General features: G+C 54.2%; 22 protein-coding genes and 1 pseudogene. 7 read left to right on the top strand and 16 right to left on the bottom strand.

Going from position 1 to position 17,990, the window contains the following annotated elements; genetic code table 11:
- Positions 1-220 precede the first annotated feature (220 nt).
- Positions 221-547 carry a DUF6957 family protein gene (locus AC3IUA_RS04160; protein ID WP_489359252.1) on the top strand — a complete coding sequence of 109 codons (327 nt, stop codon included), beginning with the start codon at positions 221-223 and terminating at the stop codon, positions 545-547.
- A 13-nt stretch (positions 548-560) separates the two neighbouring features.
- On the opposite strand, the pseudogene AC3IUA_RS04155 reads toward AC3IUA_RS04160, so the two are convergent.
- The 4 genes and pseudogenes from AC3IUA_RS04155 to AC3IUA_RS04140 all read right to left on the bottom strand — a co-directional run.
- A pseudogene (locus AC3IUA_RS04155) lies at positions 561-842 on the bottom strand (TraU family protein); the annotation flags it as partial.
- A 462-nt stretch (positions 843-1,304) separates the two neighbouring features.
- Complete coding sequence (locus AC3IUA_RS04150; RefSeq protein WP_489359251.1) at positions 1,305-1,790, bottom strand: hypothetical protein; 486 nt, start codon at positions 1,788-1,790, stop codon at positions 1,305-1,307.
- Positions 1,791-2,332: 542 nt separating this feature from the next.
- A complete protein-coding gene (locus tag AC3IUA_RS04145) occupies positions 2,333-3,658 on the bottom strand; it encodes an OprD family porin (RefSeq protein WP_489359250.1) in 1,326 nt (441 codons plus the stop codon).
- Between the two features lie 217 nt (positions 3,659-3,875).
- The gene (locus AC3IUA_RS04140) at positions 3,876-4,211 is read right to left on the bottom strand and encodes a DUF2790 domain-containing protein (protein WP_489359249.1); all 336 of its coding nucleotides are present in this window, start codon (positions 4,209-4,211) and stop codon (positions 3,876-3,878) included.
- Positions 4,212-4,749: 538 nt separating this feature from the next.
- Between AC3IUA_RS04140 and AC3IUA_RS04135 the strand changes: the two genes are divergently transcribed.
- The 5 genes from AC3IUA_RS04135 to AC3IUA_RS04115 all read left to right on the top strand — a co-directional run bounded on the left by AC3IUA_RS04135 (position 4,750) and on the right by AC3IUA_RS04115 (position 8,518).
- The gene (locus AC3IUA_RS04135) at positions 4,750-5,382 is read left to right on the top strand and encodes a LemA family protein (protein ID WP_489359248.1); all 633 of its coding nucleotides are present in this window, start codon (positions 4,750-4,752) and stop codon (positions 5,380-5,382) included.
- A 5-nt stretch (positions 5,383-5,387) separates the two neighbouring features.
- Positions 5,388-6,227 carry a TPM domain-containing protein gene (locus AC3IUA_RS04130; protein WP_489362230.1) on the top strand — a complete coding sequence of 280 codons (840 nt, stop codon included), beginning with the start codon at positions 5,388-5,390 and terminating at the stop codon, positions 6,225-6,227.
- Positions 6,228-6,229: 2 nt separating this feature from the next.
- Positions 6,230-6,727, top strand: coding sequence for a TPM domain-containing protein (locus AC3IUA_RS04125; RefSeq protein ID WP_489359247.1), 498 nt, complete (start codon positions 6,230-6,232; stop codon positions 6,725-6,727).
- A 190-nt stretch (positions 6,728-6,917) separates the two neighbouring features.
- Positions 6,918-7,172, top strand: a complete 255-nt coding sequence (locus AC3IUA_RS04120) for a heavy-metal-associated domain-containing protein (RefSeq protein ID WP_489359246.1) — start codon at positions 6,918-6,920, stop codon at positions 7,170-7,172.
- Between the two features lie 116 nt (positions 7,173-7,288).
- Positions 7,289-8,518 (top strand): MFS transporter, encoded by a 1,230-nt coding sequence (locus AC3IUA_RS04115; RefSeq protein ID WP_489359245.1) that lies wholly within the window; start codon positions 7,289-7,291, stop codon positions 8,516-8,518.
- A gap of 140 nt (positions 8,519-8,658) precedes the next feature.
- On the opposite strand, the gene AC3IUA_RS04110 is transcribed toward AC3IUA_RS04115, so the two are convergent.
- From AC3IUA_RS04110 to AC3IUA_RS04065, 10 genes are all read right to left on the bottom strand, one after another.
- A complete protein-coding gene (locus AC3IUA_RS04110; RefSeq protein ID WP_489359244.1) occupies positions 8,659-8,991 on the bottom strand; it encodes a hypothetical protein in 333 nt (110 codons plus the stop codon).
- A gap of 3 nt (positions 8,992-8,994) precedes the next feature.
- On the bottom strand, positions 8,995-9,921 hold the full coding sequence (locus AC3IUA_RS04105) for a universal stress protein (RefSeq protein WP_489359243.1): 927 nt from the start codon (positions 9,919-9,921) through the stop codon (positions 8,995-8,997).
- Between the two features lie 305 nt (positions 9,922-10,226).
- Positions 10,227-10,535 carry a DUF2933 domain-containing protein gene (locus tag AC3IUA_RS04100; protein WP_489359242.1) on the bottom strand — a complete coding sequence of 103 codons (309 nt, stop codon included), beginning with the start codon at positions 10,533-10,535 and terminating at the stop codon, positions 10,227-10,229.
- 156 nt (positions 10,536-10,691) lie between these two features.
- Positions 10,692-10,910 carry a hypothetical protein gene (locus tag AC3IUA_RS04095; protein ID WP_489359241.1) on the bottom strand — a complete coding sequence of 73 codons (219 nt, stop codon included), beginning with the start codon at positions 10,908-10,910 and terminating at the stop codon, positions 10,692-10,694.
- Positions 10,907-13,090, bottom strand: a complete 2,184-nt coding sequence (locus tag AC3IUA_RS04090) for a heavy metal translocating P-type ATPase (protein ID WP_489359240.1) — start codon at positions 13,088-13,090, stop codon at positions 10,907-10,909. The genes AC3IUA_RS04095 and AC3IUA_RS04090 overlap by 4 nt, the downstream gene beginning before the upstream one ends.
- 25 nt (positions 13,091-13,115) lie before the next feature.
- The gene (locus AC3IUA_RS04085; RefSeq protein WP_489359239.1) at positions 13,116-13,385 is read right to left on the bottom strand and encodes a DUF5676 family membrane protein; all 270 of its coding nucleotides are present in this window, start codon (positions 13,383-13,385) and stop codon (positions 13,116-13,118) included.
- Complete coding sequence (locus tag AC3IUA_RS04080) at positions 13,382-14,068, bottom strand: methyltransferase family protein (RefSeq protein ID WP_489359238.1); 687 nt, start codon at positions 14,066-14,068, stop codon at positions 13,382-13,384. The genes AC3IUA_RS04085 and AC3IUA_RS04080 overlap by 4 nt, the downstream gene beginning before the upstream one ends.
- Positions 14,065-14,259 carry a DUF2933 domain-containing protein gene (locus AC3IUA_RS04075; protein ID WP_489362228.1) on the bottom strand — a complete coding sequence of 65 codons (195 nt, stop codon included), beginning with the start codon at positions 14,257-14,259 and terminating at the stop codon, positions 14,065-14,067. Before AC3IUA_RS04075 ends, AC3IUA_RS04080 begins: the two co-directional genes overlap by 4 nt.
- 218 nt (positions 14,260-14,477) lie before the next feature.
- Complete coding sequence (locus AC3IUA_RS04070; RefSeq protein WP_489359237.1) at positions 14,478-14,885, bottom strand: hypothetical protein; 408 nt, start codon at positions 14,883-14,885, stop codon at positions 14,478-14,480.
- Positions 14,886-14,989: 104 nt separating this feature from the next.
- Positions 14,990-15,385: a hypothetical protein gene (locus AC3IUA_RS04065; protein WP_489359236.1), complete on the bottom strand. Its 396-nt coding sequence runs from the start codon at positions 15,383-15,385 to the stop codon at positions 14,990-14,992.
- A gap of 87 nt (positions 15,386-15,472) precedes the next feature.
- Between AC3IUA_RS04065 and AC3IUA_RS04060 the strand changes: the two genes are divergently transcribed.
- The gene (locus AC3IUA_RS04060; RefSeq protein WP_489359235.1) at positions 15,473-15,775 is read left to right on the top strand and encodes a histidine kinase dimerization/phospho-acceptor domain-containing protein; all 303 of its coding nucleotides are present in this window, start codon (positions 15,473-15,475) and stop codon (positions 15,773-15,775) included.
- A gap of 147 nt (positions 15,776-15,922) precedes the next feature.
- Here the strand turns inward: AC3IUA_RS04060 and AC3IUA_RS04055 are convergent, their stop codons facing one another.
- Together AC3IUA_RS04055 and AC3IUA_RS04050 are read right to left on the bottom strand one after the other, a co-directional pair.
- Complete coding sequence (locus AC3IUA_RS04055) at positions 15,923-17,311, bottom strand: DEAD/DEAH box helicase (protein WP_489359234.1); 1,389 nt, start codon at positions 17,309-17,311, stop codon at positions 15,923-15,925.
- The gene (locus AC3IUA_RS04050) at positions 17,308-17,898 is read right to left on the bottom strand and encodes a hypothetical protein (RefSeq protein WP_489359233.1); all 591 of its coding nucleotides are present in this window, start codon (positions 17,896-17,898) and stop codon (positions 17,308-17,310) included. The genes AC3IUA_RS04055 and AC3IUA_RS04050 overlap by 4 nt, the downstream gene beginning before the upstream one ends.
- Positions 17,899-17,990: the final 92 nt, after the last annotated feature.

Genomic DNA, 17,990 nt, shown 5'->3' with positions numbered 1-17,990 from the left:
CCCTGATTGCCTGTGCAACATCATCCAGCGGTCTGGTTTTCTGGTTGGGCAGGGGACGACCCTTATAATCAATCTGGGTTCGAACTCTATCGGCATTGCGTCAAAACACGGCTGATAGAGATCGACACTAGGGGCTAATAGGCCCTTCTCGACGCGGATTAACTGCAAGAGTGAAGGTGTGTTTCCTCTGAGGCAGACCCGGTATATGGAGATGTCAGGCTTGATCGATTTGTTGGCGGGCAAAGGAAACAGCTTGATCGGTAGTGTTTTGAGTGATGCCGAGACGGTGGTTTTTGTTATGGCGAATTTTCCGGGCAGAGCGTATTGCCTGGTAGCTGATTGGACGTTGATCGATGTGTCCGTTTCCGACGAGCAGGCCAGAATCCTTGCGACGCTGGGCCTCGCGGCCAGCATCGTTTATGCGCTTTGCGTCATTGAAGACAGTCATGGGCGTTTTCTTCTAGGAGACTGGGTTAAAAGCTCATATGAAGTTTCGTTCACTCACGGATGCCTAGCTAATAGCCATTCTCCGAGTGCTTCAGCTTGAGCATTGCGCCATCGCCATGGTGTCGACAATTGGGGTCCAATGAACTGAGGAAATAAGGCACGAGAGGCATGATTGTTCCCTTGCACACATACCCCGACGCGCTGGAGAATTGACTGAAAGTCGCTCCCCCAGGGTGCCCGATTACATCGGCCTCTTTGAATTTTGCGATATTGTTTTCGCCGATGTGGTTCGTGGTTCCGTCGTTGCCAGCTTGGGAAATTGCGTTCGGCGAGCCGAGGCTAGATATTTCTGTCCAGGGATTCAACCCCGTGTCCGAATAGCTCGCCACAACGGCACACGTTACCCCTCCGGTAGCGTGGAGGTATGCATGGGAGTTTGCGGGACGTCACTCCGTCCTGCGCGACAGCACCTTTAAGCGTCGCTTGCGCCAGTTACATGTCGATGTGAGCCGCCGTCTCCGTCTCGATCAGCTTTTTCTCACGCGCACGCCTTGTTGCTCACCCAGCGCTGTGCAGCCACCGCACGTTGCTGTGCTTGATCCAGGCGTGTTGCCAAGCGCTCCAAGGCCAACATCTGGGGTGCAGGATTGGCTTTAAGCAGGGTCTTCTTTAGGAACTTCAGCCGCCGGGTTCCCTCTTCATTGACGTTCCCCAGCCGAGAAAGAGTTTTCAGATTCGAACCTTCTTCCAAGATCGCAATGAACTTGCCAATCTCGCAGCCCGAGGGTACGTATTGAGTTCAAAGTGTAAAATCAAAAAGGCATTGGTCAGCGCCTTTCCGGCGGCTGTGGAGCTGGTTAACGCGTCTGCATGTCCATTTGGTGTTGGCGCTGCATCAGCTGATCGATCATCATCTGCTGCATGCCCATGTACCGATCCATCATGTACTGGTGCTGCTTCATCTGCTCCGGGGTCATCGCTGAGTATCGGTCCCCCATATCCTTCCAGCCCATCATCCCGCTTTTCATCATTTGACGCCCCGTCATCCCTCTGCCCCACAAGTCACCCATCATTCCCATGCCGCGTTGCATCATCGCTTGATGCTCCTGCAAGAGTTTCTGACGCTCCTTGGGGTCCTTGGCTTGTTGGATCTCGGTCATAAGCTCCTCCATCTTCTTCAGATGCTCTTGAGCCTGTGCCATGTGCTTATCAAATTCTTCGACATTGACGGCTGGTTGTTGTGCTAGGGGCATGGGGCTTCCTTCAGTGCCTTGCGCGGCCAATGCCCAGGCTGGGGTGAGCGATACGCCTATCAGGAACGCGGCTAGCTTTGTCAATTTCATATCATGTTTCCGTTCAATGGGAACGCGCAACTTAACCGCTCTGCGCGAAGGAACAGCACAACTCAAAATATAGCTCCGGATCGCCTCTCGGGTTGATCTTGATCAAGAAGTCCGGGCCCAATGGTTGGCCCGATTTGAGCACACCAAAGATGATGTGCAACAGCTTGCGCATCGCTGCACAGTGTTCTTGAGTTTCGCGTCCGCCGGCTCGGCATCGATACCCACCAGCAGGCGGCGTTCATGCCACGGGATTGTCATGTCTGCCGCTCGGAAGGTTTTTCTGCCTTATCACGCATCGAACTTGTCAAAGGAGAGCGACGCGTGATGGCGACGCTCATGGTGGTCAATGGGCAGTGGCTAGCAGGCGGAGAGCTGGTATTTACGTTGATGGTCGTTTGTTGACCAAGCCTGCTCACAATTCGTGTAAGGCCATGATCAGGAAATAAAAAAAGGCGCCACAAGGGCGCCTAAGCCGCCTCCCACCAAAGGAATAACAAGGAGACGGGGGTGTACCTGGTGAGCGAGCATTGCTAATGCTCGATTTATAGAATTTGCAGCGGGTACTCCACAATCAGACGAACCTCATCCAAATCAGATTCGAAGACGGTAGCCCGAGTCGTCGCTTGGCGCACACGGAAGGACATGTCTTTCAGAGAGCCGGTTTGAATAATGTACATAGCTTCGATGTCACGCTCCCAACGCTTCTGGTCCTGCAGCGGGGCGCCATCAGCTCCTCGGCGCATGTAGACACTATTCGCATTCGAGTAGTCAGCATCCCAGCCCTTTGCGTAACGAGTCATGAAACTCAGGCCAGGAATGCCAAAGGGCTGCATATTCAAGTCATAGCGTAGCTGCAAGGATTGCTCTTTCGGGGAGTTGAAGTCGCTATATTGGATAGAGTTATCCAGGAAAATCGAATCAGATTGGCGCAGGTAATCGAAATCGTCATCCCCATTGCTGCGCTGGTAGCCAACGGTCAGGGTGTGGGCGTCAAACTGGACACCGGCCTTACCGCTCCAGATATTGTTATCGAAGCTGCCCAGCAGTTTTTTTCCTTCGTCGACTGCCCGGTAGTAATTCAGGCCACCAATCAGCGCGACATTCTCGGAAAGTGGGTAGCTTAACGTGGTGCCTGCATAGTACTGGTTCCACACATCTTTGAAGCGGCTGGTATAGAGACTCACACCGATATGTTCGTTGACGGTGTAATCACCACCCAGGTAGGCGATCCAAGGCGCGTTTACCGGACCCGCATAGAACGTGGCGAAGCCATCGCGCATGCTGCTTGAGTTCGGTTGGCTCATCGCGTGCAGCCGACCACCCTTCAAGGTCAGGCCTTCAATGCTGAAACTGGCAAATGTGGCGCCACGAAAGCTTTCCGGTAACAGTCGAGTATCCCCATACGCCACAACTGGTGTGGACGGAAAGACGTCTCCGACTCTGACCACGGTATCTAGGAACCGAAGCTTGGCTGCCCCGCCAACTTTTGAATAACTGTCTTCAGGTTGACCTTTACTGTTATGGGGTAGGACGTCTACTGAGCTACCAGCTCCAGAGCGTCCATCACCCGAGTCAAGCTTGAACCCCTGCATTGCGAATGCATCAATGCCGAAGCCCACAGTGCCCTGAGTGAAACCCGACTCAAAATGACCAATAATCCCATGGGCCCATTCTGCGGAATAACCATTTCCTGTTGGGCTGGACTGTCCCTTGCGATAATCCCGATTGAAATAGAGGTTGCGGTTGAGAATGTTTAAGCTGCTCCCCTCAATGAACCCCTCTGGCTTTTGCTCAACGGCCACAGCAACCTGCCCCATACTCATGCCAAGGGCAATGAGGGAAAGCCCATAAAAGCTTTTATTGTTCATGTAGCACTCCAGGCTATAGCTTGGCAGAGTTTCTATGTGAAATATTTTTATGATTATGGGAGTGCAGGTGATTTACCCTGCGTTCCGTCGTCGATAATTCCACATGAAACATAACTGTAGCGTGACCTGAAAATTACTTCTTTGTCAGCGAGAAGTAAGTTTATTGAGTGTGTACTTGGTTTCTTTGTACGGTTCCCTGTGTCTGGCTGGCAAGCGATCAGCCGCCATGAGGACAGTTGCTTCCCAACACTTGATATTCGATAGTGTTGAGCTTGCCACTCGAGTCTTCGTAGGTCATACGCGAAGGGACCAACCCACAATACTTAGCGACTGTTGGAGTCACACTAACCACTTTTGCGATATCGAGGTCCAATCCATACTTATAGTGGACAATTTCAGGCACGGCCTTACCGTTTTTGATGGCATATTGCTCCATTGCTTGCTGGTTCTCTTGCATCATCTGACCGAAGACGCGATCCCCTCCGCCTTCAGCCATGACCGCGGAGGAAGCTGCCAATATCGCAATAGCGATGCCTGCATTCAATGTTTTCATGATTTTCTCCGAGCGCTATCTAACTTGTAATTAGATGGTAGCTGGTGATACCTGTCAGAAAGCTGCCGCTAACATTACTGATGTGTCAGGTATGATCTTTGCTTTTAATGATGTTTTTGACAGCGCACTTATTATGGTTGCTTTTTCACCTAATAAGCTTTGGGTGGTGCTAAACGCTATTCGCAACACAATGCTAGCTGTCTAGAAGCTGACAGGGATGTAATATTTATTCTGTCGACAGCAGACTGCTTAAATGCTCATTGTGTGTCGTGCCCTTCACCATTTGGATCCTCCCAACAAACGTCCGGATCACAAGCGACAAACGGATAAGGTCCATTGTGGTTATTTTGACTTAGATCAATCTGTCCTCTTCTTCCTCCTCTTACTGTGAGTTTATGCACTATATGAGAAGAGATGGGGCTCGATTTTTTATAAGTAACACTTAGTCATCGAAATCAAAACATGGCAAGAATATTGCCGAAGGACGCAACAGTCACAATGTTGTCCGGTTTAAAAACCTGCTTTTTGGAAAAATAAAATGCGCAAATTATGGGTCATCCTGGCAGCGCTGGTTGTTTTAAACCTAAATGGCTGCGGCTACAACACATTCCAGAGCAACGACGAGCAAATCAAAGCGAGCTGGTCCGAGGTCGTAAACCAATACCAGCGGCGGGCGGATCTGGTACCTAATCTGGTCAATACCGTCAAAGGCTATGCTTCACATGAGAAAGAAGTATTGATCCAAGTGACGCAAGCCCGATCTCAGGCGAGTTCCATACAGGTATCGCCAGGGGTTCTCAATGACCCGGCCGCCTTTGCCAAGTTTCAGGCTGCACAAGGTGAGCTATCCGGAGCGTTGTCCCGATTGTTGGCAATTAGTGAAAACTACCCACAACTAAAAGCCGACGCCGGTTTTCGCGATTTGCAGGCGCAACTGGAAGGTACCGAAAACCGCATTGCGGTGGCGCGCAACCGCTACATCAAGGCAGTGCAGGAATTCAACGTCACGGTACGCTCGTTCCCCTCCAATCTAACGGCGATGGCATTCGGATACAAAGAGAAGCCTAATTTCACTGTAGAAAACGAAAAGGAAATCGCTAAGCCGCCCGCAGTAGATTTTGGGTCGGCGCCTGCTGATCCCCCAAGCGGGTCTCAGGGAGCAGTCAAGTGACGACGATGCGCACGACAAGCGCAGCGGCATTGTTTGCCTTTGTGCTTTGCTGGTCTTTCCTCGCGGGCGCTCAAGTCGCAGTACCTCCTCTGGCCGGACGGGTCACCGACCAGACCGCTACGCTCACCACAGAGCAGATGGCTGGTCTAGAGCAAACTTTACGGGCGTTTGAAGCCAAAAAAGGCAGCCAGTTTGCACTTCTCATTGTCCCCAGCACCCAGCCGGAAACAATCGAACAATACGCTTTGCGCGTTGCGGAGCAATGGAAGTTAGGCAGAAAAAAAGTGGATGACGGCGCAATCCTGGTCGTCGCCAAGAACGACCGTGCGCTTCGCATCGAAGTAGGCTACGGGCTTGAGGGCGCACTCAATGACGCCACCAGCAAGCGCATAATCAGCGAGATCATCACGCCGCGCTTCAAGCAAGGAGACTTCTATGGTGGCATTGCTGCCGGGCTCGACCAGATGATTCGGGTAATTGATGGCGAACCGTTGCCTGCATCCAACGCACAAACAATCGGCGGTATTACAGATATTCAGCAGTATGGTCCGTTAGTTTTTATTCTTGCGCTCGTGATAGGCAGAGTTTTGCGCCCCGTTTTGGGCAGATTTCCAGGCGCGCTAGTCACTGGCGGGGTTGTGGCTGTTATCGCGTGGTTGGTGGCTGGCGCACTGTTCATCGCGTTGGGCGCGGGCGTGATGGCGCTCTTGTTCACGTTGATCGGCGGCGGTATGGGCGGATACGGTATGGGGGGGCATCGTGGAGGATTCGGTCGAGGCGGTGGTGGTGGCTTCGGCGGAGGCGGAGGCGGGTTTGGCGGTGGCGGCGCATCGGGGAGATGGTAAACATGAATATCAAACGCATTCTGAACCATCTTGTTATGACCCACTGGCAGGTCAATCGGGCTTTTCCCCGCGAAACGTTGATCGTGATCGAACAAGCGATCAAGGCCAGCGAGGCTGCACACACCGGAGAAATCCGTTTCGTTGTTGAGGGCGCCCTGGATAGCACACCGCTTTTCAAGGGCCAGTCCGCGCGAGAGCGCGCTGTCGATGTTTTTTCGCAGTTGCGTGTATGGGACACCGCTCACAATAACGGTGTGCTGATTTATCTTTTGCTCGCTGACCGGGACGTGGAGATTGTTGCCGATCGCGGGATACACGCGAAAGCAGGCTCTCAAGAATGGCAAAGCATTTGCCTCCAGATGGAAGCCGCCTTCAAACAATCCAATTACGAAGGCGGCGTAGTCAGCGGTGTTCAGGCGGTTACACAACATCTGACGAAACACTTCCCCGCTGCCGGTGGTGACCAGAATGAATTACCGGATAAACCAATGGTTCTCTGAGGAGCCCTCTATCGTTGATAGCCGACCAAAAAACTCAAGCACGCTCAGACGACGTGGTTAGATCCAAAGCAATCCTCGAGTCAAGTAATCCTGAGCAAACTGATCTGCATACAAATGTGAGCCACAGACGGGAGACTAAGAACGTATTACAACGATGTTTGTATCCCCTATCATGAAAAGGAGTATCACCATGCAAAGTGAAACGTTGAATGTAACCGGTATGACGTGTGGCGGCTGCGCCAGCAACGTGGCGAACGCGCTGAAAGCAATTCCCGGAGTCGATGACGTAGTAGTGTCGCTCTCGACCGGCGAGGCTGCCGTGCGTTATGACGAGCAACACACCTCGCTCGATCAACTGAAATCGGCCGTGAAAGGCGCGGGCTATGGAGTGAATGCGGCCAAGGCCAGGCCCAATCATCAATCCAAGGGTGGTTGCTGCGGTTAACTCGCCCCTATGATGCTCAGACGTCGGACCGCAGGCATGACTCGATGGCCTGCGGCTAGATGAGGGCCACCAGCGCGCGCTCAGCACGTTTGCCCGTAGCGACTACGGCCGCGCTTATGCTCAGCGTGTTCACTGTGTCGGTTGGCTTTGGCATCGTGCTTCCGCTTTTACCCTACCTAATTGAGCGGCTCTTGGGAGCTGAAGGTGATGCTGCGCTAGTTTCCCAGCACACCGGGTTACTGACTGCTGTCTACACTCTCTCACTTTTTCTGTTTGCACCCATGTGGGGCCGACTTTCCGATCAACACGGCCCGCGAGGTGTACTACTTGTTGGACTTCTCGGCTTTGGCGTAACCATGTTGGTTTTCTCTTTTGTTGAGAGTCTCGTCGCTGTTTACGCCGAGCGCTTCATAAGCGGTATGTTTGCCGCAGCGGTGACGCCCGTAGCAGCGGCTGTATTCGGCAACGCCACGACGACCGAGCAGGGACGGGCCCGTCGGCTTGCGTTCGTCAGCATGACAGGGATTAGCGGCTTCCTGCTTGGACCGATGCTGAGCGTGTTCGTAACGCGCTTTGCCGCAGACACCTTCAGCCTCGCCTTGCCGGCAGGATCAATCGCGGTTCCGCTCGCGGCGACGGGACTGCTCGCCTTTCTAGTGGCCGCTGGAGTTGCGTTTTCAGTACCAAGTATCGAAGGCCTTAGTCGGTCAAAGCAGATATCTAATACCTCGGCCGATAAAAAAACATGGCTCGTGCCAAAACTCCTCATCCTCACTTTCATCGTTTCGGTCGGCGTCGGGGCCTTCGAGGTCGGGCTCGCACTGCGTGGTAAACAGGAACTTGGTTTGAGTCCATATCAGATTGCGCTGATGTTCACCGAGTGCAGCTTGGTCATGTTTGGGATGCAAGCAATCGTATTCTCACCCTGGTTTAAGCCGGACACGACCCGCTGGCTCATCGCACCCGCACTCTCTGTGCTGGCAGCTGGATTGCTCCTCGTCCCTTGGGCATCTAATTTTATGTTGATGCTGGTCGTGATCGGTGCGGTCGCTGTCAGCGCGGGCATCCTGTCGCCGATCCTCACTTACTGGATCTCGGCCAAGGCTGGCAGCGCGCAGGGCTGGGAACTCGGCAAGCAAACGGCAGCGTCCAGTCTTGGGACAACCTTAGGGTCGGCGGCCGGTGGAATCCTCTACAGTACGGTCTTTCTGCCTGGTGCCTCTTTCGTTCTGAGCGCGAGCCTCACAGTGCTTGGCTTCTTGCTAAGCCTTGGACTGCCGCATTTACTAATGCTTCCTGATTTATGCTCTCGTTCGTTATCCGCGCGATCGAGCAAGCAAAAATGAAAAAAGTAGGGTGTTAGATTTCTCGAGGTATTAAAAGCCCAGTCTGATTTCGATCACGAACATCATGCTGACTCGTTTAACGAATGATAAAGCGATAAAACGTTGTCAATCTTTTAAGTTTACGGCGCAGTAGTAACTTCCTACGCGGGTGCAGCGTTTTCAGCTGCCGCGGCGAATTGAAATACCAGGTGCTCATGTGCGCTGCGGCTTTGGGTGAGCGCTTCCTTGGCCCTGAGCAGGGTGTTTTGTAGGCGATCGTTGTCTTGCGCCAGGCGCTGTTCCTGTGTTTGCAGTCCACCTAGGCGGGTTTGCTGAGCGAGTAGGTGCTGCCGGAGTTCAGTCAGTTCGTGTTCCAGGCGCTGCTGGCGCTGTTCAGTGGCCTGGCGCAGGGAAGTACTGGAAAACGATACTTCGCTACTAAAACGTCGACAGGCACTACGCAACCGGGAACGAATAATGCGCGACTCCGGCATGATTCAATCCTCGAGTTGTTCAGCAGAGACCACCAACATGCTGCAAGGCATTTTGTAGAGCAGGTGCTCCGCTGTACTGCCGATGAGTTTGCCCAGTCCTCGACGGCTCACTCTGCCCATGACGATGACATCGACGTCATATGCATCAGCATAACTGGCCAGGACTTTGGCCGGATTGCCCATGATCAGGTGGCGTTGCGCGGGCGGTATGCCGTTGCGCTCAGCCAATGCGTTGAAGGCCTCGCCTTGGGCGTCGTACACGGTCTTGGCCATGGTTGAGGAAAAAAAGGTTGTACCGCGGCCAAAGCCGAACTCCGACGAGGTGATCGATGACAGGTCGTAGGCGTACAACACCTCGACTTCGGCATTGCAACTCATTGCCAGTTTCAACGCTTCACGGATGATCCGATCGTTGAAATCCTGGTTCTGGTCAACGTGATGGAAGGGGTCTACTGCGGCGACGATCTTGCGCGGCAAGGCGTGACGGGCATTGCTAACAAAATGCAACGGCACAGGGCACTCGCGCAGCAAGTGCACATCAAGGGGCGTGAACATGATCCGCGTCAACAGCGATTCGTGTTCCAACGCCTTGATCAGCATGTCCATGGGCTGTTCTTTGAGGTGTATCAGGATTTCTTCCAGAGGACGTTCGACCCATACCGCCTCAGTGGTCACCTCGACGCCGATTTTGCGCAGGGGCCTGGCCTGTTCCTCAAGCCACTGGCGGTGTCGCTCGATGTAGCCCACACGCATTTGTTCCAGCGCTTGCTCATTGACCAGGCCGGCTGTCGCCAGACCCTCGAGATAGTCAAAAGCCACGATGTGCAACACCGCACCTTCGGCCTTGGCCAGCGCGGCAGCCCTGTCGAAGGCTGCACTGTGCTGCATCAATGGCGAAACGACCAGCAGGAAACGTTGTTGTCTGGACATGACAAACCTCCTAAACGGTGACGAAGAGACGCGGTCGTGCCTGGCAGCGACGGGTCGTAGAATTATGGAACTGTTGCCCAATCGTGTCGCCAGCCGGGTTCATCTGTTTGATCTGTATCAATGTCGGGGGGGGCCGCTGATAGTGTCCGACGTGTGGTCGTTCAATGGGAGCCCAAAGTCCGGCTTTTTGACCATGATCAACGGCTACGTCTTGATTCTACTCATGCCCCGTTTCAAAAAATTCGAACCATGGGCCAGCCGAAGATCGACTAGCTCAGTGGCATTATGCATATATGACGAGTCCATCATGCAGGGCGATCGGGACGTTCCGTCTTGTTATCGGGTACAGCAACTTGCTCGTGCTGATGCTCTAGGCTATTGCGCTCGCTGGTGTGCTGATGGCCACCGCCACCGCCATGTTCGCCACGCCCACCGTGCCCACGATGCATGAACAAATGCATCAGTGGACAGGCCAGTAGTAGCAGGAATGGCAGATACGGAACGACGTGGGCCCTGTGCTCGGTGAATAGGAAATAACCGGCGATGGCTAGGAAGCCTAAAAAGTACCAGTTGGCACTCCCGGCACTGCGCTGGGGTAATTTATGTCGACTCATGATGGCACTCCTTGGGGGGAATGAGAGGGACAGCGGTAACGCAAGGCAACTTCAACTTCTGCTGAGGGGCTATCGCAAGTGTGAGCATAGGGAGCCAGAGCAGCGGTTTACGTGTCCAATGCGTCGGCACCTTAGGATGGTGAATCGCATAATGTGTCAAGGCAGATTCTTCCTTTTCAGTTGCCGGTGAGCCTCCGCCATGTCCTTATCAAATTGGCGGACGCCGCGAAAAAGTTGCACCCCGACCAAGACCGGGCACAGCAAGAAAATCGCTGCTATGACAAACGATTTGCCAGTCAGCCCCAACAGGTAAACCACCGTTGCGATACCCACAACACTCACCAGGAGGCAGATAATAAAAACTTCGCGCTTCATGATTTGGCCTCCTGACTTAAGCCAATACGGGCACGTTTCAGCAGCGCGGAGTTGGCGATCACAGACAGCGAACTGAGTGCCATAGCTGCGGAAGCGATGATGGGATTAAGCAGGCCGAAGGCCGCGATTGGAATACCGATGCTGTTGTAAATGAAAGCCCAGAACAGGTTTTGCTTAATCTTGACCATAGTTGCGCGCGACAGCTTGATCGCGGTGACGACGTCGCGCACATCGTTCTTAAGCAAGATGATGCCACCGGTTTCCTTGGCTACATCGGAACCCGAGCCGATGGCGATGCCGATGTCAGCGGTGGCCAGGGCTGGTGCATCGTTGACACCATCGCCAACCATGGCCACGACCTGCCCTTCGCTTTGCAGTTGTCGGATCACTGCGGCCTTGTCGTCCGGCAAGACCTCGGCAATAACTCGCTCGATGCCGACTTGCCGCGCGACAGCTTCGGCAGTACGGCGGTTGTCGCCGCTCAGCAGCACGACCTTGATGCCGCTTGCCAGCAATGCCGCGACGGCTTCAACCGCTTCAGGCTTAACGGTATCAGCAACAGCAATCACCCCGAGCAAGCAGTCGTCGACACCGACCAGCATGGCAGTCTTGCCATCGGCTTCTAGGCTGAAGAGTATCTCCTCGGCAGCCTCGGTCGAAATGCCTTGGCGGGCGAATAAACGCCGATTACCCAGCCAGATTTTTCGACTATCTATACTGCCTTCGATGCCGTGACCGGCGATTCCGTTGATGCCGGTCGCTTTCGGCAGGCTGATGCCGCGATGCCGGGCGGCGCGCACTATCGCTTCGCCGAGCGGATGTTCTGAACCGGACTCCACGGCGGCGGCGAGCATCAAGACCTCGGTCTCCAGGGCCGTGCTGAGCGGGATCACATTGGTTACATTTGGCTCGCCTCGGGTAATAGTGCCGGTTTTGTCGAACACTACCGTACTCAGTTTTTCTGCCCGCTCTAATACTTCGCCGCCTCGGATAAGGATGCCGTTATCGGCCCCCTTACCGACACCGACCATTAACGCGGCGGGCGTCGCCACGCCCAGTGCGCAGGGGCAGGAAATGATCAAAACCGCGATAAAGGCCAATAGCCCCTGCGGAAAACTCCCCGCAAGAGACCAGCCGACCAAGGCCAGCAGAGCGACCGCCACCACTGCCGGCACAAAGTAGCCAGTGACCTGATCGGCCAACCGCTGGATCTGCGCCGTGCTGGTCTGTGCCTCCTCGACCATCTTGATGATCTGCGCCAGTGCGGTATCGGCACCGATCCTGCTCGCCTTGAAAGTGAGTACGCCACTGCCATTGAGCGTACCTCCGATCACCGGACTGCCTGGGTGTTTGTCGACGGGCATCGACTCGCCGGTCAGCATGGACTCGTCCACCGTTGACTGACCTTCACTTACATCGCCATCGGTGGGGATTTTTTCGCCAGGTTTGACCACTAGGAACTCACCGGCCATGACGTTTTCAGCGGGCAGATCGACTTCTTGCCCATCACGAATCACGTGCGCGATTGCTGGTTTGAGATCAAGTAAGCGCCGTACTGCGGCTGAGGACTTCTTCTTGATGATCTCCTCCATGTACTTACCAAGTAGGACGAAGGCGATGATGACCGCCGACACCTCGAAATAGACGTCACGCTCGGCCACCTTGACCGGCAAAACGTCCGGGAAGAACAACACCGCGACGCTGTAGAAATAGGCGACCGACGTGCCTAGGGCGATCAGAAAATCCATGTTGATGTTACGGGTGCGAATGGCGTTCCACGCCCCCTTATAGAAACTCCAGCCACCGATGAACTGCACCGGTGTTACCAGCAGAAATAGCCATATACCCCATGTGAACCACGGGAGCGCCGGGATCGGCACCCAAGTCAGCAGTGTGGCACCGGCGGCCAGCGCGATGAAGGCGCCCGCACGCAGTAGCGCCAAAGCCAGTACCCCAGTCAGGGCGATAGTGACGCGGGTTTTCATCGCCTTCAGTTCACTTTCTGGCGACTCGAAGGTACGCAGGCAGGTATCGCTGCAAAAGTAATAGCTGCGCCCGCCACGTTCCCGTGACAACGCAGTGGTCTTATCTACCATCATCCCGCAGATCGGATCTTTCGCCATTTTCCCTGATGCAAGCGTCTGCTGATGTTGGCTGTGCTGCATGTGTGATTCGTTCATCACTGTCTCCTGCCTGAAGCGGCTATCAAGACTTGCCATGGAGCTTGCCGGATAGCCAGGCAAACAAGGTGCCGACCAACGCTCCCCATCCGCTCAAGACCAGCAGTGGCCCGACGAAAGTCGTCACACTGTAGTCTTGCGGAGCTTGAAGACGACCGAAGTCGAGTCCATGGAACAATGCGCTGAGAAAGGCGATACCCTGCGCCGGCCATAGCGCATAGAGCAGCGCACAGATGGTGTAGGAAATGGCCATGGTCAGGGCCAGAGAAATGCCGGTTTTCCAGGGAGCGTTCATGGCTGTTTTCCTGAGCTTGGAGGGGCGTCAGTAGGGGTGTTGGGACTGTGGGGGGCTGACCAGGGCAGGAACGCCGGAGTCTGTTCGCAGTAAGTGCGGTAGGCATCGCCGAAGTGCGCAAGCATCTCCCGTTCTTCCCGCTTCGCCAGCTTGGCGTAGACGAACAGGAGGATTGGAAACATCACCAGGGTGATCAATGTCGGCCACTGCAACAGAAAGCCAAACATGATCAGCACGAAGCCAACGTACTGCGGGTGACGGATCCGCGCATAGGGCCCGTCGAGCGCTAGTTGCCCAGTACCTTGGGCCTTGTAGAGCACACGCCAGGCGGCCGCTAATAACCAGAAGCCGCCAGCGATCAGCAGGTTGCTGATAATGTGGAATGGACCCCAGTGCGGATTGACCTTCCAGCCCATAACTGTTTCGAGCAAATGCCCTGCGTCGTGCGAGAGGAAGTCGATGGCAGGGAAGTTACGAGTGAGCCAGGGCATCAACAGGTAGATAGTCAGCGGGAAACCGTACATCTCGGTAAACAGAGCCACCAGGAAAGCCGAGAACATACCAAAGGAGCGCCAATCGCGGCTCGTCTTAGGCCGGGTGAAGCTGAAGGCGAACAAGATAAACACTAATGAGTTGATGATGACCAGTGACCAGAGACCGTAGGCCGATTGAGTATGGTTCATGGTTGGTTCTCCTCGCTTGCCGGGTGTGATTGCTGTTCGTGCCTTTGCTGATGGTCGCCGTGGTCTTGGGGTGTAAACAGGTGCATCAGTGGGCCGGCGGCTAATAGCAGGTAGGGCAAGACTCTCTGCACGTGTGTTGTGCGCTCACTTAGCAGAAAGGAACTGGCAATAGCGACCAAGGCCCAGCGCATCCAGCGGTTCTGAGTGTTGTCCGCTTGTGGTTCGTGATCCATCTCGACCTCCTACTGCCAAGGACTCATCATTGACTGCTCTGTAAGCGACCTCGTCATGCCGGTCACCTGTTATTCATGGGTTGAGCCTTTAGCAACAACACAAATCAGAGGGACGCTGTCAGTACTAAGCCAGCCAGCACCAGTGCTATGCTATTTGCAGCAGCGCTACTGCTTATTTACTTCTTCATTGGCATTTCCATCATGGACGACTGCTGCTCCATCATATTCATCATCATGTCCATCATTTCCCTGCCTCCGCCGTCCTTAGTCCCAGACATGTCCATACAACCCATTGCGCCGTGCTCCTTGCTCATCATGGCCATGCTCTCCTTCATCGTTTTCATGCCTTCTTGCATGGCGGCATGACGCTCGACGGGGGTTTTAGCCGCCGCAGCTTTGTCATGCGCAACCTGCATTTTCTGCATTTGTTCGGTCATGGCTTTACTCATGGCTGGCTGCGCTGATGTGGTGCTCGCGGTTGAGCCACCTGGTGCGTCGGCCGGGTGATGCGCATCCTCGGCAGAGGCAATGAATGCACTGCTAGCCAAGATGGCAGCTAGAACCAATTTAGAATGCGCTTGCATGATGAACTCCAGAGATTGTGAGGGATAAGCAGGAATAACTGAGTCGCGAAAAAGCGGCGCAGCAAGACAGAGCGACCGGTGCCCGGCCACTTTGAAGTAGGGGGTTAATCGTTGGAACGAACGAAAGTCAGGCGGACTGGCCTTCCCGGCGGTGCGGGGCGCTTCAGTGCAAGAGCAGCGAAGGAGGATTTTTCCTCGGGGTTAAGCAGCATTAGAATTGCCGCTGTTAACAGCAAAAGGACTGCCCCGTCGATGGGGTCTAATGCTGGGACCTGCGATGCAGGTTTTATTGCGGAGGCAGTGTCTTCACAGTTCTGAAGGCAACCACTGGCGTGGAGGTCATGGCCATCCACCACATACTGATCGGCATTGTGTGGCTCGGCTATATTGTGATCCGGCTGTACCAAACAACCCTGGAATGCCATCACGACCAATGCCAGCACCCATACCACAAGGGTAAGGTGCAATAGGCTTCGGCGGTGACGGCGGGACCAGTACATGGAGTCCTTCCTCGACTTATTACGTCGTATCAGCTTTCAGTCTAGCTCGCAAAGCAACGGAGAGATTGATCCAAATCAAACTAGTGGATGACTCTATGGCCTGGTGAGAATAGCTGTCTCAGGCATTCCGGTTGGAAAACTTGGCATGGAGGTGGGCGGAAGATTTCCAGAGCCGGAAACCAATCGTTCATCGCTGATGCAGCGCACGAATTACGCAGCCCGTTAGCAGCGCTCAGCATCCAGGTTGAATTGGCGCAACGTGCCACTCAGGAAGTAGACAGGCAGGTATCACTTTCTGAGGCACAGGCGGGTGTCATGCGCCTTACTCACCATACACAGCAGCGGTTGACCTTGGCTCGCTTGGAACCTGACGCGCATTCGCCAGTTTGAGTTGACGCCGGTTTGTAACCGTCTGGGCAACACACCTTCCTGACGCCGTCGCTTGAGGCGATGGTGTCCACCTAATTTTGAGTGCACACCATGTCTTGGCTTCGCCGAGCGGGCTAGATGACTTTGCCGGACGGATACCAAAAAACATCAGAAAACTGCCAACAACTGTTGGCGGTAATGTTGCGAAAAACTGACTTGATAGGACGGTGTCGCTGCCAAACCGCTCTGCAATAAAACGTGACCCGCACCAATACTGGTAGATACGGAGCCAAAATTTTCAGCCCCCCCATCTTGCCTAGCGACAGTAATATCATCAGCTATCGAACAGGCACCTACCTTAGGCGCATGAACATGGCTTAAAACTGCCAAATCTTCAGGCAAATCATCCGCAATACGCAGGGAAAATCGCTCGAGCGTTGGCTCCGCTAACACAAATAACCACGCTTGGTCGTCAGTTTCGCCCATGCGCCGAAGAACTCGCCCCAATACCTGTCGGTAGTGCAGTTCTGTGCGAATACGACTTAGGTAGCAGCAAACCTGCAAGCGAGGAATATCAGTCCCTTCGCTGATCATTCCTACAGCAACTATCCAGCGGCAGCTGCTGCTTTTGAATTCGTTGATCACCTGCTGAGCATCTGGGGTTCTGTTGGTCACGACCCGGCAACTTTCTCCCTTGGCCTCCAGTACCAAAGCCACCTGATGGGCATGCTCAATGTTGGTAGCCACTACTAGGCCGGCGGCATCCGGCTTTATCTTTCGGACTTCATCGAGCTTCTCACTCCCCAGACTGAGCATCTGGTTGAGCGCGTCATCATGGCAAAGAAGATCCTCGTATGAGACGGGAGACTCACGCAAAAGCTTAGTGATGCTCGGAAAAAGCCTGATGGTGCTGCCATTATTGAGCTCTTCCGTAAGCCTCAACATGTGGTTATCCAGCAGAACGATACGAGGTGATCGGCAGACTCCGTCAGCAATGGCCTCTTTTAGCCCATAGCGATAGTCGCAGATCACACGCCCTTCTGGGTTGGAGTAACGGGCAAGAGCAATGCCCTTATCATCGGAGCGCCATGGCGTACCAGATAGAGCCAGGGTAAAGGCCGCACGATCTTGCATCCTCTGGAGAATGTGCTGCCCCCAGGCATTGCTTAATAGCGGATCGTGGCCGGCGCAATGATGAATCTCGTCGAATACAGCAAAAACGCGATAGTCATCGAAGAGCTTCCAAAAAGCCTCTTCTTGGTATTCCATCGCCTGATAGGTGCTGGCAGTGCCGACGGCACCTATCAAACCATCCAAGCGTCTGCCAAGCACTGCAGAGAATGTTGACCGAAAGCCGTCCACAACTTGGCATGACGGCGCAAAACAGAGCACCAGATCAATCTTATCCTGCTGTAACAGACATCGGGCCAACTCTGCGGCCATACGCGTCTTCCCGGCGCCAGGTGTTGCCTGACAGAAGAAGTGCGGTGTAGCGATGTAGTGCTCCAGCGCCGTCTCAACGCATCGACTCTGCCACTTTCTCAGCGACGCTCTCATCGTGTCGACGTAATTGTCTTGAGAGTCTTCTCGACTGCACGGAGGTGGCCCAGAAGACGAGAGCTGCGATCCCGTGCTTCAAGATATTCACCCTCAACCCGGTCTTTGAGGTGCGGCATTTCGTCGAGAAGCTGCTTGTAACGCTCTGCCTCTCCCATCGACGAAAGGAAGTCGAGACGAATTTCCTTAAGAATTGACTCCAAATGCTGAGTCACATCTAACTCTGGTGTTTCCAAGCTTACATTCTGAGCGTACTGAGCTTGCTCTTGCAGTTGCTTGCTCACAGGCTTGAGGCTGTTCTCAAACCCGTTATCGATGAGTTCCAACTGCAGATGCTCTGGTTTTGGCTGCAGGTGGTAGACCTGGCCTCGCATACGGCGTTTTTCGTCCTGAATGACCCACCCAGCGCGCAGCATGCGACGGATCTGCTCGTACACATATCTTCGCAGGTCACTGACATTGAAGGTCATTTCCTCCAAGTTTTTGGCGTAGGCATCGCGTAATTCACGGGTTGTAAACTGCCCAAATCCCCCCCGCTGAAATAGGTTGTAGAGCCGCCTGTCGAAGATGAATGAATCCGATTTCATGCAGGCACCTGAGGGGGGAAATTCGCGAAACAACCAAAAGAACGGATTATAGTCCGTGGCTGATTCATCCGCAAACGCAGGATAGTGCCGCC

This window comes from Pseudomonas sp. KH_050, assembly GCF_057838875.1.
The sequence above is the reverse complement of the archived record's forward strand: the minus strand, read 5'-3'. Positions and strand labels throughout refer to the sequence as shown.

What these genes read in the sequence shown, in the direction of transcription:
- AC3IUA_RS04090 (WP_489359240.1), bottom strand. Translation starts at nt 13,090, where the DNA reads ATGAACGAATCACACATGCAGCACAGCCAACATCAGCAGACGCTTGCA.
- AC3IUA_RS04050 (WP_489359233.1), bottom strand. Translation starts at nt 17,898, where the DNA reads ATGAAATCGGATTCATTCATCTTCGACAGGCGGCTCTACAACCTATTT.
- AC3IUA_RS04055 (WP_489359234.1), bottom strand. Translation starts at nt 17,311, where the DNA reads ATGAGAGCGTCGCTGAGAAAGTGGCAGAGTCGATGCGTTGAGACGGCG.
- AC3IUA_RS04150 (WP_489359251.1), bottom strand. Translation starts at nt 1,790, where the DNA reads ATGAAATTGACAAAGCTAGCCGCGTTCCTGATAGGCGTATCGCTCACC.
- AC3IUA_RS04145 (WP_489359250.1), bottom strand. Translation starts at nt 3,658, where the DNA reads ATGAACAATAAAAGCTTTTATGGGCTTTCCCTCATTGCCCTTGGCATG.
- AC3IUA_RS04135 (WP_489359248.1), top strand. Translation starts at nt 4,750, where the DNA reads ATGCGCAAATTATGGGTCATCCTGGCAGCGCTGGTTGTTTTAAACCTA.
- AC3IUA_RS04100 (WP_489359242.1), bottom strand. Translation starts at nt 10,535, where the DNA reads ATGAGTCGACATAAATTACCCCAGCGCAGTGCCGGGAGTGCCAACTGG.
- AC3IUA_RS04095 (WP_489359241.1), bottom strand. Translation starts at nt 10,910, where the DNA reads ATGAAGCGCGAAGTTTTTATTATCTGCCTCCTGGTGAGTGTTGTGGGT.
- AC3IUA_RS04140 (WP_489359249.1), bottom strand. Translation starts at nt 4,211, where the DNA reads ATGAAAACATTGAATGCAGGCATCGCTATTGCGATATTGGCAGCTTCC.
- AC3IUA_RS04065 (WP_489359236.1), bottom strand. Translation starts at nt 15,385, where the DNA reads ATGTACTGGTCCCGCCGTCACCGCCGAAGCCTATTGCACCTTACCCTT.
- AC3IUA_RS04060 (WP_489359235.1), top strand. Translation starts at nt 15,473, where the DNA reads ATGACTCTATGGCCTGGTGAGAATAGCTGTCTCAGGCATTCCGGTTGG.
- AC3IUA_RS04085 (WP_489359239.1), bottom strand. Translation starts at nt 13,385, where the DNA reads ATGAACGCTCCCTGGAAAACCGGCATTTCTCTGGCCCTGACCATGGCC.
- AC3IUA_RS04115 (WP_489359245.1), top strand. Translation starts at nt 7,289, where the DNA reads ATGCTCAGCGTGTTCACTGTGTCGGTTGGCTTTGGCATCGTGCTTCCG.
- AC3IUA_RS04075 (WP_489362228.1), bottom strand. Translation starts at nt 14,259, where the DNA reads ATGCGCTGGGCCTTGGTCGCTATTGCCAGTTCCTTTCTGCTAAGTGAG.
- AC3IUA_RS04120 (WP_489359246.1), top strand. Translation starts at nt 6,918, where the DNA reads ATGCAAAGTGAAACGTTGAATGTAACCGGTATGACGTGTGGCGGCTGC.
- AC3IUA_RS04130 (WP_489362230.1), top strand. Translation starts at nt 5,388, where the DNA reads ATGCGCACGACAAGCGCAGCGGCATTGTTTGCCTTTGTGCTTTGCTGG.
- AC3IUA_RS04080 (WP_489359238.1), bottom strand. Translation starts at nt 14,068, where the DNA reads ATGAACCATACTCAATCGGCCTACGGTCTCTGGTCACTGGTCATCATC.
- AC3IUA_RS04125 (WP_489359247.1), top strand. Translation starts at nt 6,230, where the DNA reads ATGAATATCAAACGCATTCTGAACCATCTTGTTATGACCCACTGGCAG.
- AC3IUA_RS04110 (WP_489359244.1), bottom strand. Translation starts at nt 8,991, where the DNA reads ATGCCGGAGTCGCGCATTATTCGTTCCCGGTTGCGTAGTGCCTGTCGA.
- AC3IUA_RS04070 (WP_489359237.1), bottom strand. Translation starts at nt 14,885, where the DNA reads ATGCAAGCGCATTCTAAATTGGTTCTAGCTGCCATCTTGGCTAGCAGT.
- AC3IUA_RS04105 (WP_489359243.1), bottom strand. Translation starts at nt 9,921, where the DNA reads ATGTCCAGACAACAACGTTTCCTGCTGGTCGTTTCGCCATTGATGCAG.